This is a genomic window from Eubacterium sp. AM05-23 (assembly GCF_003477535.1).
Taxonomy (GTDB): domain Bacteria; phylum Bacillota; class Clostridia; order Eubacteriales; family Eubacteriaceae; genus Eubacterium; species Eubacterium maltosivorans.
In genome coordinates this window covers 18,358-36,797 of sequence record NZ_QUDF01000019.1, presented here as the reverse complement: position 1 = coordinate 36,797, position 18,440 = coordinate 18,358, and the positions used below count along the sequence as shown (strand labels likewise).

General features: G+C 53.3%; 20 protein-coding genes. All 20 read left to right on the top strand.

The features are described 5' to 3' along the window. Positions 1 to 45 precede the first annotated feature (45 nt). Positions 46 to 810: a hypothetical protein gene (locus DW091_RS18890; RefSeq protein ID WP_058696024.1), complete on the top strand. Its 765-nt coding sequence runs from the start codon at positions 46 to 48 to the stop codon at positions 808 to 810. A gap of 30 nt (positions 811 to 840) precedes the next feature. Continuing rightward, positions 841 to 5,973, top strand: a complete 5,133-nt coding sequence (locus DW091_RS18885) for a hypothetical protein (protein WP_118518979.1) — start codon at positions 841 to 843, stop codon at positions 5,971 to 5,973. A 94-nt stretch (positions 5,974 to 6,067) separates the two neighbouring features. Continuing rightward, complete coding sequence (locus DW091_RS18880) at positions 6,068 to 6,739, top strand: hypothetical protein (RefSeq protein ID WP_118518978.1); 672 nt, start codon at positions 6,068 to 6,070, stop codon at positions 6,737 to 6,739. 42 nt (positions 6,740 to 6,781) lie between these two features. Beyond that, complete coding sequence (locus DW091_RS18875) at positions 6,782 to 7,402, top strand: hypothetical protein (protein ID WP_118518977.1); 621 nt, start codon at positions 6,782 to 6,784, stop codon at positions 7,400 to 7,402. Positions 7,403 to 7,433: 31 nt separating this feature from the next. Further along, positions 7,434 to 8,069, top strand: a complete 636-nt coding sequence (locus DW091_RS18870) for a hypothetical protein (RefSeq protein WP_147365311.1) — start codon at positions 7,434 to 7,436, stop codon at positions 8,067 to 8,069. A gap of 30 nt (positions 8,070 to 8,099) precedes the next feature. Continuing rightward, complete coding sequence (locus DW091_RS18865; protein ID WP_058696019.1) at positions 8,100 to 8,768, top strand: hypothetical protein; 669 nt, start codon at positions 8,100 to 8,102, stop codon at positions 8,766 to 8,768. A gap of 39 nt (positions 8,769 to 8,807) precedes the next feature. Then, a complete protein-coding gene (locus DW091_RS18860) occupies positions 8,808 to 9,266 on the top strand; it encodes a hypothetical protein (RefSeq protein ID WP_096919128.1) in 459 nt (152 codons plus the stop codon). Then, positions 9,263 to 10,513 (top strand): dockerin type I domain-containing protein, encoded by a 1,251-nt coding sequence (locus DW091_RS18855; protein WP_118518975.1) that lies wholly within the window; start codon positions 9,263 to 9,265, stop codon positions 10,511 to 10,513. Before DW091_RS18860 ends, DW091_RS18855 begins: the two co-directional genes overlap by 4 nt. Positions 10,514 to 10,532: 19 nt before the next feature. Next, positions 10,533 to 12,266, top strand: a complete 1,734-nt coding sequence (locus tag DW091_RS18850; RefSeq protein WP_158577945.1) for an MBG domain-containing protein — start codon at positions 10,533 to 10,535, stop codon at positions 12,264 to 12,266. 249 nt (positions 12,267 to 12,515) lie between these two features. After that, positions 12,516 to 12,899: a hypothetical protein gene (locus DW091_RS18845; RefSeq protein WP_118518974.1), complete on the top strand. Its 384-nt coding sequence runs from the start codon at positions 12,516 to 12,518 to the stop codon at positions 12,897 to 12,899. 364 nt (positions 12,900 to 13,263) lie between these two features. Continuing rightward, positions 13,264 to 14,004 carry a phage antirepressor KilAC domain-containing protein gene (locus DW091_RS18840; RefSeq protein ID WP_118518973.1) on the top strand — a complete coding sequence of 247 codons (741 nt, stop codon included), beginning with the start codon at positions 13,264 to 13,266 and terminating at the stop codon, positions 14,002 to 14,004. Beyond that, a complete protein-coding gene (locus DW091_RS18835; protein WP_118518972.1) occupies positions 13,991 to 14,452 on the top strand; it encodes a hypothetical protein in 462 nt (153 codons plus the stop codon). Before DW091_RS18840 ends, DW091_RS18835 begins: the two co-directional genes overlap by 14 nt. A gap of 58 nt (positions 14,453 to 14,510) precedes the next feature. Next, positions 14,511 to 14,708 carry a hypothetical protein gene (locus DW091_RS18830; protein ID WP_074618161.1) on the top strand — a complete coding sequence of 66 codons (198 nt, stop codon included), beginning with the start codon at positions 14,511 to 14,513 and terminating at the stop codon, positions 14,706 to 14,708. Further along, positions 14,705 to 15,283, top strand: coding sequence for a sigma-70 family RNA polymerase sigma factor (locus tag DW091_RS18825; RefSeq protein ID WP_118518971.1), 579 nt, complete (start codon positions 14,705 to 14,707; stop codon positions 15,281 to 15,283). The genes DW091_RS18830 and DW091_RS18825 overlap by 4 nt, the downstream gene beginning before the upstream one ends. 94 nt (positions 15,284 to 15,377) lie before the next feature. Beyond that, positions 15,378 to 15,605: a DUF1659 domain-containing protein gene (locus DW091_RS18820; protein ID WP_058696011.1), complete on the top strand. Its 228-nt coding sequence runs from the start codon at positions 15,378 to 15,380 to the stop codon at positions 15,603 to 15,605. Between the two features lie 18 nt (positions 15,606 to 15,623). Then, positions 15,624 to 15,854 (top strand): DUF2922 domain-containing protein, encoded by a 231-nt coding sequence (locus DW091_RS18815; protein WP_058696010.1) that lies wholly within the window; start codon positions 15,624 to 15,626, stop codon positions 15,852 to 15,854. 50 nt (positions 15,855 to 15,904) lie between these two features. Then, positions 15,905 to 16,447 carry a D-Ala-D-Ala carboxypeptidase family metallohydrolase gene (locus tag DW091_RS18810; protein WP_118518970.1) on the top strand — a complete coding sequence of 181 codons (543 nt, stop codon included), beginning with the start codon at positions 15,905 to 15,907 and terminating at the stop codon, positions 16,445 to 16,447. Positions 16,448 to 16,573: 126 nt separating this feature from the next. After that, a complete protein-coding gene (locus DW091_RS18805; protein ID WP_058696008.1) occupies positions 16,574 to 16,942 on the top strand; it encodes a GntR family transcriptional regulator in 369 nt (122 codons plus the stop codon). After that, positions 16,942 to 17,640 (top strand): ABC transporter ATP-binding protein, encoded by a 699-nt coding sequence (locus tag DW091_RS18800; protein ID WP_038350993.1) that lies wholly within the window; start codon positions 16,942 to 16,944, stop codon positions 17,638 to 17,640. The genes DW091_RS18805 and DW091_RS18800 overlap by 1 nt, the downstream gene beginning before the upstream one ends. Next, positions 17,634 to 18,440: a hypothetical protein gene (locus tag DW091_RS18795; protein WP_118518969.1), complete on the top strand. Its 807-nt coding sequence runs from the start codon at positions 17,634 to 17,636 to the stop codon at positions 18,438 to 18,440. Before DW091_RS18800 ends, DW091_RS18795 begins: the two co-directional genes overlap by 7 nt.

Here is an 18,440-nt window from a genome sequence, read left to right as displayed (position 1 = left end):
GCGGCTCTCTCTTGAGAGAAAGTTTTTTAAAGGAGAAACACAAACGTGAGCATACATTTAAAACAGGAAAGCAATTATGGCGGCCGGTACACCGATTCCAAAACCGGCTACACCACCGGCTATTACACCCTGAAGCAAATGAAAACTTTATATCCCCAGGGCGGCTATAGAGTGGCCGGGGGGATTGGAAAAATAAAAGAAGGCCAGTACACGGTTGCCCAGCGGCTGGAAGATAGCGAGGGCCACCAGATATCCGTGTACAAAGGCAGTGAATTTAAAGGCCTTATCAACAGCGTCGTTGGCTACGCGAGAGTCGATGACGATGTTTTTGTGGCCGTTGTGGGGAAACGCAGCCATAAAACACTGGTGCTGGCTCTGCTGGGCGTCGCGCTGCTGGCGGCAGCAGTATACTGCGCACTGAACTGGAACACCTGGTTCCCGCAAAAGCTGGACATTGACCCCAGCGCCGCGGCTGTGCCTACCCAGAACGTACCCCAGCGTGAAAACATTAACATTCCCGGCTATACGGTCATCACTGCCAATACCGACGGCAAAACCAAATGGAACCTGGTGAACCCAGAGGGCAACCCTTGCTATTTCCAGGTAGTCGTGAAGACAAAAGACCGAAACCGGGTGATTTACGAGTCCAAGCTCATGCCTCCAGGCAGTGAGATCAAAGACCCTGAGCTCACACGGAAGCTGAGCCCAGGCACCTATGACATTACCTTGCAGTACAACACCTTTGAGCTGGAGGGCGACCATGCCCCCATGAACAACGCCGTTACCGAGGCACAGCTGGTGGTTGAGTAAAAATAAAGCAGAATTAGAGGAGGAACCGCCATGAATAGAAAAACCCCAATTTTAAGACATATTGTTCCCGTCCTGCTGGCGGTGGTGCTGACATTGGGAACAATGCAGATGCCCATCAAAGCAGAAGCGGCAGGGGGAAGCGGGACGAGGGCCGCGGTCTCCACCAATGATATCACCGTAAAGGCAGCTGTCAATGATGACACCTGGCTGGATAACACAGCCTACTATGATACCAGCTGGTATAACGCGGGTGCGACCGATTATCATATCGCAACGGCCGAACAGCTGGCAGGCCTCTCAAAACTGTCCTATGACGGTAACACCTTCAAAAATAAAAACATTTACATTGACCGGGACATCGACCTGTCGGCACACTACTGGGTGCCGATACGGTATATGTCCGCTTCGCTGTTTGACGGCCAGGGTAACGCCATTACGGGTCTGCGACTGAATGACACCAAACTGGGAAAATATTTGACACAGCTGGACACGCCGCTTTGGAGTTATGCCAGTCAGTTAGGTTCGCTGGGGTTTATCAATGAGTATAATTCCATGTGGTGGCTGGAGGATGGGACAGAGGTCTGGGATGAGGTGACCTTTTCAACGATTAAAAATCTAAATTTTATAGATGCCAGCATGTATACCAGCAGTCAGAATAACAATGCGGTGCTCATTGCCTGTGGCACGCACCTGAAGATTGAGGGCTGTAGTGTCAACGACAGCGAGATATCCGCAGGCGGCAGTCCATATTCGAGCAGAAACATGAGCCTCTTTACTGTCAGCTTTATCTGGGGAACGGCCGATTACCCATACGATAAGGGAAAAACCATGGGAGATATACGTGACTGCCATACAAACGGTTCTTCCATCTACATGCGGGATTTTGACCTTAGAAAAAATGGCATAGCTCAATTTACACAGGGAATGATTTTTGGTTATCTGGCCGGCGGCGGCGGTAATCTAAGTGTTCTCAATATCCATAACAGTTCGGCTAAAAATGGCGGGATTTATTATCAAAACATCCAAATAGGCGGTGACGATGGCAAAGGAGACGGAATGTGTGTCAGCGGCTGTATTGCCGGCAATGAGGGTAATTCGCTCGTCAATATGTACGGCTGTGAAGCCGACGTTGATTATGTCATGGATAACGTCAAAAAGATTGGTTTATCCTATTACTTGGGCGGAATTGGCGGAAAGGTCAATGAGATTCAGAACTCAATCCATAAAGGAAGGTTTGAAATCACCAACATCACCGCAGACGGCGGTGGTGGTAACATCGGTGGTGTGGTGGGAAAATCTACTAGCGATGTGACCAACACTGCGAACACAGGGGACATCATCGTTGATAATTTACAGGATGTGGACGGCAACAGCCTGCTAAGTAATATGAACGTTGGCGGTTTCTGCGGCCTGCTGGCTTCCAACTCAGGAACAGGTCAGCCCTACACGATTCAAAACTGTTACAACCTGGGCCGGGTGTCCTGTGAGACCCCGAATGCAGGGGATAAAAAGGGTGGTTTTGTCGGTATCGTGAGCGGCAATATTGGCGAGTTAATTTTCAAAAATTCCTTTGCCCTCAACTGTTACAAAGATGTCGGCACCTACCAAAATGAAATTGCGACAACGTATGAGCCGGCCATCACCCTGGCGCAGATTGAGGAGAACGGAGCGGCCAAGACGGTCATCCAGACAGGTGACGACAACGCCTTTATCAAACAAGGGGACCCGGCCCAGTTCGCGCCATTGAAGACAGCCGATACGCTGGGCGAAAACTTTGAGATTATTCTCCCGCATATTTCAACCTTCAAGAGCAGCAATGTGGATGCGGCCAAGCTGAATTATATGGTCAATCCAGACATGCCGTGGACGGGGGATCTTCAAGTCAAGACCTCAGGGCTGAAGGGCGGCGATACGCAGTTCAGCGCGAAAATGCAGGTAAAACAGAACAAGCTGATCGATGGCAAGTTTCAAGGCGCGGTGGAGAGCTTTGAGGCGGATTTAACCCTGAATTTAAAAGTGGTCAACGTGGGTATGACGAACCAGACCCGGACCAGTGCCATCAACGGCGAGACTCCATATGAGCTGAAAGCGGATTTGCAGGCTTACAGCGGCGGTGTGGCACTGGATCAGTATGACTACATCTGGCAGTATTCTGCCAACCCCCAGGAGACAGCGCCGGCCACCGGAGACGCGGGGGATACGGGCGCCCAGACATTAAGCGGCCTGACAGCCTCCGATTCATGGACTGCCGGAGGGGCGGCGGGCAGTACATCCAGCACCCGGGCGGCGCCCAATAATAAATTTACAAAAGCGACTGACCCGGGCTGGTACCGGCTGAAAAGCACCCAGACCGCGGCCGATCAGGCCAGCAAAGGGTACGGCCCCTTCAATTTCTATTCGGAGTGGGTGTATCTCTCACTGGATGACCTGATGCTGATCCAGTCGGATAAATCCGGACTGCTGGAGTTCAGTCAGAACAGTACGGCGGATGAGCTGGCCTATTTTAACGAGAACAAAAACCTGTCCGCCATCATTGAGATTTCACCGAGTTTTAAGGGCAGTATGGACTGGCAGTGGTATAAGAACAACACGCCGGTTGACGGGGCTGCGGGCACATTAAAAACCGCGGATTTTCCAACCGAAACCTATAAAAAAACGCTGGAATACACATTGGGTGAAAACTACGCGGAGTCCTTATCCGGCGAGTATGAGCTGAGGGTCACGAAGATCACCTATGACGACACCAGCATCGGGGAGGGCGGCGTCCGGGATATAAGAAGCCCGCAGGTCAAGGTGAAAACCTACGCTGCCAGCTTTGGCAGCACCCAGCAGAGCGGGCCGTCTTACGGCAATACGGAGTCCAAGCTGGAGATGACAGGCATCCGTCTCAGCAGTGATATGTACGATGCTGAGAACCAGGTCTTATTGGCAGACGCCTACTGGATCAAGAATGGGGATTACGGGCAGATTGCCGCGGCTTCGAACACAGACACCGTGCGCCACGCCACCCTGACGGATAACGGAGACGGCACCTATACCGCCACGTCCCAGTTCACATTGCTGGACGGCATGCAGGGGGATAATTACCAGCTGGTCATTTTTCCGCTGGGGCTCACCCGGAGTGCGGACACGACCCCGAGCATGCGTTTTATTAACAGCGTACAGGATAAACTGGCGCTCTATGGCATTACGGAGCTTGAGTATAAAACTAAAAGTGAGGACAACCGTTATGTCAACACGAAATTAACACCGGAGGTGCCATTTATGGATGCCGCAGAAGTAACAGGTAACAATCCTGCGGGAAGCGTTACCTACAAAATGGCGCAGGGAAACAGCAAATTTAAGGTTGACACTGACACAGGTGCGATTTCCTGTCTGGATCCGAGTGGCTTAACCGCAGGGCAATACAGCCTGGTTATCGAAGTGACCGAGTCAGGATTTAAGTCGGTTGACCCGGGAACGGGTCAGGAGACAGGGCCTCTGATCACAGGGGATAAGACCACCTACCAGAAAAATCTGACGCTTGAGATTGTCGTTTCTCTGGAGTATGACTTTTCAGATGCAGTGGCGGTTAATAAGGACTTGTATATATACAAGGACGGATTTATCTTCAGTGATTCCCTTATTGATGAAAGCGTGGTGGTCGAAACAGAAGGTTATAATACCTTAGGCGGGAAGGCGCTTACGCTGAAGTCCAGTGATCTGACAAAACCCTCTGCACACCGGGTTATTGTGGTATCCGGCAACCATGTGGGCGCAACGGCCATCAATGTTGACCAGCTCACCCTAAGCGGGAGTGACATCCCGTTACAGATCAAAGGCGGGGCTACGGCAGAGTTCAGCCTGAAGGAGGGCAGTTTTTCCAGCTTCAGCGGAACAACAACCGGTCTTTTGAGCGAAGGCATCAGCACCTTTTCGGGATCGGGAACCTTGAATCTTTCAGGCCCGGCCGGAACCTCCGGAAGCGGCAGCCTGAGCCTGAACGGCGCCACCGTAAACGCCACCGGCAGCGCCGGCGCAGGCATCGGCACCAAAACCATCAGCATTGAGTCCGGAAAAGTGACAGCTGAGGGCGGCGGCACCGGCGCGGGCATCGGCGGTGTGCCGGAGGGTTCGGTCACCATCGGCGGGACCGCCATGGTCACAGCCAGAGGTGCAGGCGGCGGCGCAGGCATCGGCGGGGGAAACACCCAGCTGGCTGGAGAAATCCGGATTAACAGCGGCAATGTGGCGGCTGTGGGCAGCGGCGGCTCGGATGGTATCGGCAGCGGGGCAGGGGCGAATGCCTTAGCCCACAAGGCCACCATCATCAACGGCGGCTCGGTGACAGCACAGGGCAGCGGCGCCAATGTCCGCAACCCGGTTAACGATACCGCCCAAAACAGCAGCGGGAAGATTCCCCTGCACCGTGTGGTGCTGAAGGTGGGCGAAACACCAGAGGCTTACGCAGGACAGCGGGTCACCGGATCCACCATCTGGTATGGGGATACGGGCACCGCCGCGTCTCCGGCAGTCAGCTGGTCGGCAGCGGTCTCCGGACCGGATTTCCAGGTCGATGGGGCGTCGGGCGGTTTACTGAGTATGTATCTGCCTTATACGGCCGCTTCGGCTGTGTCGGAGGACGCTTATTACGCCAGTGTTTCGGCAGAACTGCCCGACGGCAGTGTCTACCGGAGAAAAGTGCGCGCCAACGCGGATGACAATCTGACAGCTTCACTGCTGGCGGATATGACTTATCAGCTTGGAATCCCGGCTGAGATACAGGCTGGAACGCCTGAAAATCCAGTGATCATCGGGCATGGTGTCAAGGCAGATTTCGATTTGTCCGTGGAAAGTAATATTCAGGAGGGCCGGACCGTAGAGGTCAGTCTCTCGCCATCAAAGGGAGCCATGGGCGCCTGGGGCACCTTCATCATGAACAACACCGCGGCCAGCCACAATGGTTTTACCCCGCAGTACCGGGTGCAGACTCCCGGCGGCGTTCAGCTCTACACCGAAGGGAGTTTCTGGACCTTCAGCGGTGATGATGCGGAAACAGACGGTAAGCGGGTGAAGCAGGGTTCGGTTCTGCTATCGGGTTCCCAAACGCTGTATGCAGGCAGCTACACAGGCAATATGACCTGGCACGCTGTCTGGGATGATCCAGTGGTCGGCGGCGAGTAGGCCGCAGCAAGCGCAGTTGTATGGGGAAGTGTGCCATTGCTGGCGCCTTTCCCCGACAATATATTTTAATTTCTCACAGAAAGAGGTAGAAGAAATGACCATGAAGAGAAAGCTGGCCGCAGGCGCGGCAGCCCTCGCGGTAACGGCGATGTGCTTTGGCACAACGGCCTTTGCCGCAGAAACGAACACCATTTACAGTGACGGCACGGATAATTCGGCGGCTGTCACATCGGACAATTCAAATTCGACAGAAATTGAAGTGACAACCATCAAGGAAGGTGACGCCACCTGGTCGGTAGAGATTCCTAAAAAGCTGTCCTTCAGTAATGTGACAGCCACCTCGGCAGCGGAGTTTGTCCAGGATCTGCCGCTTAAAGCCACGATTTTGAACGTGAACACAAGCGACGAGGCCCTGAAAAACCAGATTGCGAACCTTGTGGTAAAGGTAGGTGACAGCTTTAAGCCGACTCTGGCACTGACCACCGATGCAACCAAAACCATTGCGGACGCCTATAAGGTGAAGGATCCGTCAAAGGCCGACGTGACCGATGGCAAAAACCCCATCGCCACCCTGACCCAGGCATCCGACAGTGCCACTGGTTTGGTTGAGCTGGATAAAGCGAGCTTCAACGGCAAGGACGCCGGTACCTACACAGGTAAGCTGACCATGAAGATCACACCGACCCGCTTGACCGTGCCTGATCCTGAGCCCGATCCGACACCGTCACCAGAGCCAACGCCAGATCAAAGCGATCCGGTTGAATAGGCATTCAGCACAGGATATTTTAAAAGAAAGAGGTAAAGAAAAATGGCAATGAAAAAAAGACTGGCCGCCAGTATGGCCGCCATCATTGTAGCAGGCATGTGTTTTGGCAGTACCGCTCTCGCGGCAGATGAGAACAACACCCCGGTCAACGGGTCGGGGACAACAAACAGCGTGACCGATGAAAACACCGAGGTTAAGATGACCCTGGACACCACAGCGGCCGACCCCACCTGGTCGGTGGATATCCCGCTGGAGGTTTCCTTTAACAGCATCAGCGTCAACAGCCCGGATTCGGCCTTGGAAAAGCCTTTAAAATACAGCTGCGCCATCAATAATGCGGTGGATTCAATCACAGAAGAAAATAAAATTAAAAGCCTGACCGTCAAACTGGGTGATAACAAGATGTTTGACATGTACAAAGCGGACGAACCGACCACCAAGCTGACAGGCATTTTTGGTGTGGTGGCTGAAGGCAGCACGGACGGCGCTTTTGTGGACGCAAAGGGTAAGATTGTGACCATGACCCCGGATAAAATCGATGGCGAAGGAAAAATCAAGCTGGATAAGAGCGTTTTATCCGCCAGCGGCGTTGCAAATGGCAGCTATAAGGGAAACCTGTCTGTGGTCATCACCCCTGAAAAGGTTGGCACGCCGGCTTCCTGAGATTTAAAAAATTAGAGAGGATATTAAGAAAATGGCTATGAAAAAAAGAGTAGCTGCCAGTATGGCAGCGGTTTTAATGACAGCGTTATGTTTTGGCTCCACCGCCCTGGCGGCAGACGCAGACAATCCGGTAAACGGCAGCGGGGACACCGCTACGCCGGACAGCCAGACTGAGGTAAAATTATCCTATAAACTGGAAGACGGAGCACCAACCTGGTCGGTGGATATTCCGCAGACCATTGCTTTCAGTGATATTTCAGTAAACAGCCCCCAGAGCGCTCTGGTCAAGGATTTGGCTTACAGCTCTGTGATCAACAACAATGTGGCTGATGCGAAATCCAAGATCACCAAGCTTGAGATCAAGCTGCCGGATGGCGATGCTGCCAACACCTTCACCATGTTTAACGCCGATGCGGCGGGAGACCCTGCGAAGGTAGCGGGAGCCTACGGCGTTGTGGCCGCGGGCGCAGCTGCCGATAAAGACGGCCTGTTCACAACAGTGGCTGCTGGCGGCACCATTGTCACCATGACCGAGGATGTGGCCGACGGAACCGGTAAGGTACAGCTGGACAAGACAAAACTTAAAGATTTTAAGGACGGTAATTACAAAGGGAACCTGACCGTTTCCATCACACCGACCACAGAAGCTGTAACACCAGCACCGTGACATTATAAAAGGAAAACGAGGTAAATAAAAATGGCAATGAAGAAGAAAATCGCCGTGGGCTTAGCGGCACTCACCATGACGGCCCTATGCTTTGGCACCACTGCTTTTGCGGCTGGTGAGAGTTATCCCATCAATGGGAGCGGCAATGACACCACTGCGGGTGCGAATGACGTCACCACAGACGGCACCGAGGGTAAGAACCAGACCGAGCTGGAGCTCTCTTTCAAGGAAGTGACCCCGGGTGAAGCGACCTGGTCGGTGGATATTCCCCAGAAAATCACCTTTGAACAGATCTCTGCCACCACAGACCCCAGCAAATTAGTGAAGGAGCTGTCCTACTCCTCCTATATCCACAACGGAACCGAAGCTGATGTGCAGGACGGGGAGAAATACTACACTATCGAAAATCTGGCGGTAAAATTAACGGACAGCAACAAGTTTAACATGACCAATGTGAAGGACCCGACCGTCATCGTAAAAGATGCCTACAAAGTGATGGACGCAGCAGATAAAGAACTCGAGAAGGGAGACACCATCGTCACCATGACCGAGGACGTTAAGAGCGCTGTCGGAAAAGTAAAACTGGACGACACAAAGTGGGATGGTTACACGGCTCCGGGAAAATACAACAGTCAGCTGACAGTCACCATCTCACCGACGGTCACAGAGAATACCAAGTCAACGACCCCTGCGAGTTAACTGCCGCCGCCATTCATTTTACAGAAAGCAGGTCCTGCAATGAAAAAAAACTTAATCATCACCCTGGTACTGGGCCTGCTTCTTCTCACTGGGCCCGGTGTCTCAGCGGGTAAGCTCAACAATTTTTACCCTGAGGGCTCGGCTGAGATGGAAGTCGAGCTGATGCCCGGGTACATGCTGGAGGTACCTGCCGGGGTCGATATTCCCTATAATCAGGAGGATACCGACGCCGGGACAGTGTGCGTCTCCATGATGGTGCTGGAACCCGGGAAACAGCTGAAAATCAGGGGTGAACTGGAAAACCTGAAGACAGAAAGCGGCCAGACCCTGCCCTGCACCATGGATTTTACAGACGTGGATGTGACCGACAACCGGGCTTACCCCATAAGGGTGCACATCGGCAAACAGGACTGGGCTGATGCGCCTGGGGGCGCCTACCAGGCCAACATGACGTTTTGGGTAGAGATGCAGGATGCCGGCTCAGGAGGGACAGAATGAAAAAACTAAAAATCCTATTGTCGTTAAGCCTCATTTTGTGCCTGCTGGCCGCACCCGCCTCAGCCGCTGCCGAAAAAGGCGGCAGCACCCCCATCACCGCCACCGTGCCGTCCAGCCACCAGGTATCGGTTTATTACAATCGGGGCGGGAGCGTGAAAAAAGACAATGCCGATGTAGATTCTGGGACAGCGCTGGAAATCCCGCGCCATCAGGACGTCGTTTTCACGCTGGAACCCAAAACCGATTATAAAATTCTATCCGTGTTTTATCAGGGAAACGATGTGACGCATCAGGTGAAAAACAACCGTCTGAGCTTACCCAAAATCAGCGATGACGGGACCCTTCAGGTCAGTTATATCCCTTCAGACGTCTCCCAGGATGAGAACTACCGCTTTGTGGTGAGGGGCCGGATCGTCCGAAACGGCGAGCCGCTGGCCAACACGGATATTGAACTGCACTCGGAGGTTCAGCAGACACGGACCGATGATAACGGGCAGTTTGTTTTTAACAGTGTGCCCGAGGGAGCGCATGAGCTCTTTGCGATGGAAAACGGCCAGGTCATCGGCACGGCGGATTTCCGAATCGACCGCACCGGGAACCTCGACGGCGTTGAGATGGATGCCCTGCCAGACGGGACTATCCAGCTGGTGACGAATATCCATATCAAAACCATCGAGCTGAACCTTATCCTGCGGGAGGAAGACAGCAGGCTTGAGATCGAGAGTGCGGATACCCCAAAGGGGAACCTGATTTATAAAACCGTGGATAAAGACGGAGCCGCTTTATCGGTTGAGGACTGCGGTATCAAAGCAGCCACAGATGGGCGGGAGCTGAAAGAAGGCGATACGGTCTATCCGGGAATGACGCTTGAGATTGCAGCGTCGGGGAATATTGCGGAGAGAGCGTATGTCCCTTATGCCACCGCGGTTTCCGAAAACAGGGCGGAGCTGGTTTCCAAACCCACAGCGGTTAAACGGGAGTACAAAACCCGTTATACCGTCACTGAGGAGGATCTGGCCGATGGACAATGCGCCATTGTATCGAATTATGTGCTCCTGGGGGATGTGACCTTTGATGGGCGGATCAATGCGCAGGATAGCGGGAAATTAAAACGGATCATTTTGGAAACAGATCAAAAGTCGGAATTGGAAACAACCGCCATTGATGTCAATTTTGATGGCCGGATCAACTCTCAGGATGCGAACAAAATGAAACGTTATATTCTTGAGACAGATAAAGTCTTTTAAAAAGAAGTATGGAGGAAGAATGGAGAATAAACTTAAGCTTAGACGGACAGCTGCTTTAATGTTGTCGGTAATGATTCTGGCTTGTTTCAGCTTAACATCGGCCATTATGCCGCAGAAGGTTAAAGCAGAGGAAAACAAGGTAATCTTTACTCTGGATCAGAAAGTGCCGGTTACAAGGGGCAGTGAGGTGACCATCAATGCGGTCATGGATTCAACAAAACAACCTTGCAGCAACCTTCAGTATTACATTGACTATGAAGCTGACACGCTGGAATTTATCAGCGGGACTCAGGACAGCACGCTTTGGGAGGGCGGTGTAGCCGCAGTAAAAGCCAAAAGTGCAAAAATATCAACAATTAAAGGTTTTGTTAATTCAAACAGCGGCGAAAATGAAGCGATCAACAAGCCGATTATGACCTTTAAGTTTAAAGTTAAAGATGATGCGCCTTCTGGGATCGCTGAACTGGCTTTTAGAGCAGATGTCGCAAATTTCCCTGAAGTCGTCGGTACTAGTGATGGCGGAACTGTGCCATTTGAGTTTGTCAACGGCTCCGTCCTGGTGGTATCCCCCATCACCGGAGTGACCTTAAACAAGGAAAAACTATCCCTGACAGCAGGCGGCAGCGACACCTTAACCGCCACCGTGAACCCGGCCGACACCACCGATGACAAAACCATCGCCTGGTCTGCGGGTAATGATAAGATCGCCGCGGTGGACAATACCGGGAAGGTCACCGCAATCAGCGCGGGAACAACTGACATTACCGCTACCACTGTCAATGGCAAAACTGCCAAGTGCAGCGTGACCGTAAGCCCAATGGGCACAACAGCCGCCCAGGCGCCAACAGCCACTGGTATCACCTACGGCCAAAAGCTGGACGAAAGCACTCTGTCCGGCGGCAGTGTTAAAGGCGCGGACAATGCGGAGGTAAAAGGAACCTGGCAGTTTGAAAATCCGGACGCGCTCCTGAGCGCGGGCAGCCAGAAAGCGACAGTAGTCTTTATTCCGGCCGAACCGGGCAAATACAGCCAGTGCGAAGCAGAAGCGACTGTGGAGGTTGCGCAGCTGAACATTACAGTAACACCGGCAGCTCTGGAAGAAGGCAAGGTTTTAGGAAAAACCTTTGGCGAAAAAGACGGCGAGCTCACCTACACGCTGTCACCCGCTCTGGTGGGCAATGATAAAATGACAGGCGCTCTGGCCCGCGGGGCAGGTGAAGACGCCGGCACTTATCCGATTAATTTGGGTACCTTAAGCGCAGGGGATAACTATACCCTTACCCTGGCTGAGGGGGCGGTTTACACCGTCAACAAGGCTCTGCCGACCTTTGATCCTGCGCCTCAGGTCAAAGACCCGGTGGACAAGGGGATTTCCCTGAAAGAGGTTAAGTACATGGAGGGCAAAGCGCTGGACATCAACGGCAAGGCTCTTAAAGGTACCTTTGAGTGGGTGGATTCTGACCTTAAGGTGGAAAAGAGCGGCAATTATAAAATGCGCTTTATACCTGACGATCCCAATTACGCCACCATGCTTATAGATGTTACGGTCAAGGTAAAGGGTGATGACAGCAAGGTTCCGACGCCAGGAGCGCCCACACCGGAAAGTCCTCAGCCGCATGTAACAGGCGGCAACCCGAATACCGGTATTTTAAATAATCCGGCAGTTCTTTATCCCATGGCAGCGATGATGCTGGCAGCGGTAAGCGGCTGCATGGTTCTGTATTTTAAACGGATAAAGGTTGGAAAACACTAATATCCATATAAAACTATTTTATTATAACGATAATCAAGTTCTTTATTAGCACACATTTAACACAGCCGGGGCCTTGTCCCCGGCAAATTTTTTATTACCTGGAGAAAAGGTACCTATTAACAGCCTTAATATTTGAAACGTCTGGAGCGGATGCTCCGGCGCTGCCGCAGGGCAGCGATACAAAAGGGTCTGCTAAAATCATTGCGATTTTGGCAGGCTCTTTTTTTATAAGAAAAAGGAGTAAACGATATGCAATTAACACGTGAGGCAATGCACACCTATTTAGTGGACCGGGGGCTCATGGCTTTGGCGCCTGAATACGGCCCGGCGGGCGAAAACGGCTGCCGCCTGTACTTTAAGGACGGCGGGAGCTGCTGGCTGCACAAGACCACCGAGGCTTTTAAAAATAAGGCCTGTGAATTTTACCGCATCGACCGGGCTGCCCGCAAGGCGGACGACAGAGCGCTGCTGGGCGGCAGGGAAATGCTACCGCTGTGGCTGCATGCCAAAATGGTTCTGATGCCCTGCAAAATGCGGACCTCGGTTCTGATTGACAGTGACGGCCATTACGGCGACGTCAATCTTTTTTTCTCTACAGGGGAATTCGCTTTAAGGAGAAAAAGATATTACTGAGAGAAAACCAGGCCCTGTCCTACTGTATGGAGCGGCGGGCCATGAAAAAGAAGCTCCTCCAGGCTGAGCGTATTCTGGATTATTACGATCCGGAATGGGAGATGCCCAGCCTGAAGGCGCTTTTTTTAGAGATCGGCGGGGTGTGAAACAACTGGTCTGGCGCAGGCGTTTTTTTAAAACCTGCCCTTTGACGCAACCAGGCCGTCCGACTGACCCCGAAAATTCGCGAAAAAGAGGACTTTGGCGCAACAGAACACTGCGGGCCTGTCTGAGACGGGAAAGCAGGGATTTTTGAAATCCGGTATCATAGGAGTCACTTAAGTGAGTGAAGCGCGCTTCGAATAATGGATTCGGAGGAAGAAAAATGCAAGCAATGATACAGGAATTTGTCGATGAGCGGTTTGGCCGCGTGCGTGTGCTGGAGGAAGGAGACGGTACGGTTTTGTTCTGCGGGGCCGATGTGGCGAGAGCCCTTGGTTACCGCAATACCCGCAGCGCCATCAAGCGCCATTGCCGGTACGGTGTGAAACGGACCGTACCCCACCCGCAGAACCCGAGGCGGCTGCTGGACATGTTTTTTCTGCCCGAGGGCGATCTGTACCGCCTGATCATCGGCAGCAAGCTGCCGTCAGCCGTGGCTTTTGAGAAGTGGGTCTTTGACGTGCTGCTGCCCGGGCTGAGGGCGGCGGGCGGCTATACGGTCAGACGGCCGGAGATCTCGGCGCTGCTGTTTGAAAAGGAACGCCAGGTGCAGGCCCTGACCGCCCAGCTGGCAGAGCGAAAGGATCTGGAGCTGTTTGCCAGCCAGCTGATGCGCGCCGGCGGGGGCATCTCCATGCTGCGCATGGCGCGCCTGCTGCAGGACGCTGGCGTGCGGACAGGGCGCACCCGCATGATGGCATGGATGCGGCGGCAGGGCTACCTGTGCCGCTCCAAAAAGGAGGATAACATTCCCACCCAGCGGGGCATGGCCCTGGGCCTGTTCGTGGTGGAGGAGAGCCTGTACGCCCCCAGGCCCGGCGTGGTGCTGCTGAACCAGACCACCCGCATCACGCCAAAAGGGCAGCGGCATTTTCTGAAGGTGTTCCCGCGTGAACTGGATTAAGGAGATCAAATATTTCTATGACTGGCTGGGGGATCACGCCCTCAGCCACGGCGCCCAGGCCCTGTGGTTTTACCTGATGTACCGCAACAACGCCTGCGCCCTGCCCACCACCTCGGGTGAGTGGCTGTGGCGCGTGGAGTTTACCGTGCGGGTCGAGCATCTGGAGCAGGCCCTGGGCTGCGATTACCGCTCGGTTATCCGGTACCGGAAGGAGCTGGCAGACGCCGGCCGCCTGAAATACCAGAAGGCTGTCAAGGGCCGCCATCCGGGCATCTACACCATGATTCCCTTTGTGAAAAACCTGGGCCCCGTCACCCGCGAAAACCTGGGCGGCGGGCAGGCGCTGGTTTATGATTATGTGGGCGGCATGCACGACACCGCTGTCATCAAAAACAGCCAAAACGGAAAAATAGCGGCAGATGAAACGACAGCCTTGTCGTCCTTTTAATAATTCTTATTAATAATATACGTTTCTATATTAAGTAATTCCTGAGGAGGTAAACAACATGATTGGAACAGGCAGACCTTTGGTGAGGCGCAGACGGCCTTATCTGGTAAAAGCGACCTGTAATGTGCGCCTTGGCTTCTGGGCCAGAGACCCCGAGGACGCGGAGGACCAGTTTAACGAGTATATGGACAGCGTGCAGAGCCGCTATCCTGAAATAGTGCTTGACCTTAAAAGCATCCGGGAGGATGACGAATGAACCATTATGAAGTGCTGGAGACGTGGATCACCCAGGCCAGGGCAGGCGACCAGGAGGCCAAGCTGCGCCTGCTCACAGCCTACCGGCCGCTGATTTTGTCCATGGTCACCCGCTACGTCTATGACCGGGACAGCCTTGAGGACAGCATCCAGGAGGGCAGCCTCATCTTTCTGGAGGCGGTCAAGACCTATGAGCCCGAATCTGGCGTCTATTTTCAGACTTACGCCAAAAAGCGGCTGTTCTACGCCTTTGTGCAAAAGGCCAAGCCCAGCCGCCAGGTCTCGGCCCGGGCGGAGCTGTATCTGGAAATCCCCACCGGGGAGGACACCACCCTCATGGACAGCCTGGCCGACCCTGCGGCCGATACCGGGGCGCGCATCCTAAGGGCAGAGGAACACGCCCGCCTGATGAAAGCGCTGGAAACCCTGACCGACGCCCAGCGCCGCGTCATTGACGACTACTATGTGCGGGGGATGGACTGGGCCGAGATCGCATCCCGGGAGCAGGTGAAGCTGGGAACAGTGTGCAGCCGCATGGCCCGGGCCCTGAAGCGGCTGAGGGAGGCCTTTGAGTGAGGCGGCTTTTTTATTTTTTACATTTTCCTGGGACGAAAAACCGGGATACGGCCATTGTATAAGTGTAAGACAAAACGCCAAAGGAGGTTAAGAGATGGCAATTCAGAAAAATGTGACCGCTGTGGACATGAAGACCGTACTGAACTATGGGGAGCAGCCAGACGGCAGGATTATGAAAAAGACCAAGACCTATGGAGATGTCAAGACAGACGTCACCGACGAGGCATTCATGAGCACCAGCAAGGCCATTGCAGCCCTGCAGGAGCCCATCATGGAAAAGCGGCAAATGGTTCAGACCGAAGAATTGACGGAAACCGAGTAGAGGAAAGGAGTGTAGAAAATGGCAGAAAAAACAAGCAGAGATTTGGTCATGAGCTTTGACCGCGCAGACGGAAAGAACCACAACATCACCATCCCGGATTACCGGGAGGACATCACCGACGCCGAGGTAAAAACCGGCGGGCAGACCATTGTGGCCGACGGTATTTTTGAGCCCGAGGGCGCGCCGCTGACCGCCTGGACCGGCGCTGTAAAAGTTGTGACCACTAAAACCGACATACCGGCAGAGTAATGCATTGAGCGGAAGGCCCGCCCTTCCGCTTCTTTTATAGAAAGGATTTTATGAAGCGATTTAAGATAATCTTTACCGGCCTTCTCGCCGCCAGCTGTGTGGCGGTCAGTGTGATTTTTGCCAGCGGAGACGCGGGGGCGCCCCCGCAGGCAGCCCCTCCGGCAGCGGAAGCGGCGCCAGCGCCCTCCGCAGAAGCGCCCCAGGAGCCGCCCGCCCCGGAGGAAACAACAGAGTCAATGGCGGCCGCCCCAGAGCCTGTCATGGCCTCGCCTCATTTCGCCATGGAGGAATACCGGTGCGACTGTGACGGCTACTGCGACGGCTGGCCCGCGGCCATGGACCCAGAGCTGCTGGCCATGATCGAGGAACTGCGCTGTGCCTGCGAAAGCCCAGTCATCATCACATCCGGCGTGCGGTGCGAGGCACGCAACGAGGAAGTGGGCGGTGTCGCCTGGTCTTTCCATAAGCGGGGCCACGCGGCCGATCTCTACTGTCCGGGCATGCCCGTCGGCCAGCTGGCCGCCCTGGCCCAGGACGTTGGGCTCAATATCCTGCCCTATTACAGCAGCGGCTATATTCATGTTGAAAACTGAGAGCGGTTCAGCCGCTCTTTTTTTATTTATGAAGAATTTCTTAAGGGTATTGACAATGGAGCTGGATACGTGTATTATTGTATTAAGTTCTTAGTACAACAATACAGTAATACAAAGGAGGACACTATGGAATGGATCATCGATTCCGACCGGCCGGTATACAAACAGCTCATCGAGCAGATAGAACTCCGGATCGTTTCCGGTCTTTTCGCCCCAGGCGATAAATTGCCATCGGTCAGAGAAATGGCGGCAGAGGCTTCAGTCAATCCGAACACCATGCAGAAAGCACTTTCGGAGCTGGAGCGGACAGGCCTTGTGTATGCGCAGCGGACAAGCGGCAGATTCATAACGGAGGATCATAAAATGATACAGGAAACAAAGGAAAATTTGGCAATCAAGGAAATTGAAAACTTCCTCGAAAAAATGGAAAAGCTCGGATTTAAGAAAGAGGACATCATCACACTGATGGAACGTGAGGATAAGGAGGGAAAATAATGAACCCAATTTTAGAATGCATTGACCTGACAAAGAAGTTCGGCACCAAGGAAGCCTTGTCCGAAGTGAACTGTCAGCTTCCAAGAGGCCGCATCATCGGGCTTTTAGGCCCCAACGGCAGCGGCAAGACCACACTGATCAAGACAGCAACCGGGCTGCTGACCCCCACATCCGGACAGCTTCTGGTGGCCGGTATGGCCCCCTCGGTCGAGACCAAGAAGATCGTGTCCTACCTGCCAGACCGCACCTATTTAAGCGACTGGATGACCGTCACCCAGCTCATTGCCTTCTTCGACGATTTCTACGACGACTTTAACAGCGTGAAGGCCTACAACATGATCAGCGACCTGGGCATTGACACCAAGGACCGCATCAAGACCATGTCCAAGGGCACAAAGGAAAAGGTTCAGCTGATCCTGGTCATGAGCCGCGACGCAGAGCTGTACCTGCTGGATGAGCCTATCGGCGGCGTCGACCCGGCCGCGCGGGATTACATCCTGGGGACCATCATTACCAACTACAACGAAAACGCGACCGTGGTCATCTCGACCCATCTGATCGCGGATATTGAAAAGGTGCTGGACGAGGTGGTGTTCATCAACCAGGGGCGCATCGTCATGAATGCCAGCGTGGATGAAATCAGAGAAAAACAGCATAAATCCGTGGATGAGCTGTTTAGAGAGGTGTTCAAATGTTAGGAAAACTCATGAAATATGAAGTCAAGGGAACGGCCCGCTTGCTGCTGCCTGTCTACGCGGCGCTGCTGGCCATGACCCTGATTAACAAAATATTTTTGTCCATTAACTCAGAGGCGACAGGCTTCATCATGACAACCGGTATCAGCATGGCGCTTTACGTCTGCATCATCATCGCTTTGGTCGTCATGACCTTTATCGTCATCATTCAGCGTTTTTATAAAAACCTGATGACCGACGAAGGCTACCTGATGTTTACGCTCCCAGTGCCTACCTGGCAGCAGATTGTCTCCAAGCTGGTCATTGCCCTGATGTGGACCTTTGTGTGCGGTATTGTCATCATACTGTCCATTATGATTCTGGCCATTGACGGCACCAGCCTGCAGTATATGGCCGAGTTCTTCCAGGAACTGGGACGTGCCTTCAACTCACCCGAGGGCGGACAGGCTGCCCTGATCCTGATCGAGCTGTTCATCCTGATGATCGTGGGCGTCTGCTGCAATGTTCTTCAGGTGTATACCTCTATCTCAGTGGGACAGCTCTTCGGCAAGCATAAAATCATCGGCGCTTTCGTGACCTACATTGCCATCAACATTATCCTGCAGATTGTCTTTACAGTGATGACCGTCAGCTTTGCCCTGACCTCAGACACCAGCATGCTCAACGCATTCTTCAACAACATGGACCCTGTGGCCGCGGTTAACTGGATGCTGAACATCGGAACCCTGGGCAACCTGATCCTGTCAGTGATCTACTTTGCAGTCACCAACTATATCCTGAAAAACAAGCTCAACCTGGAATAA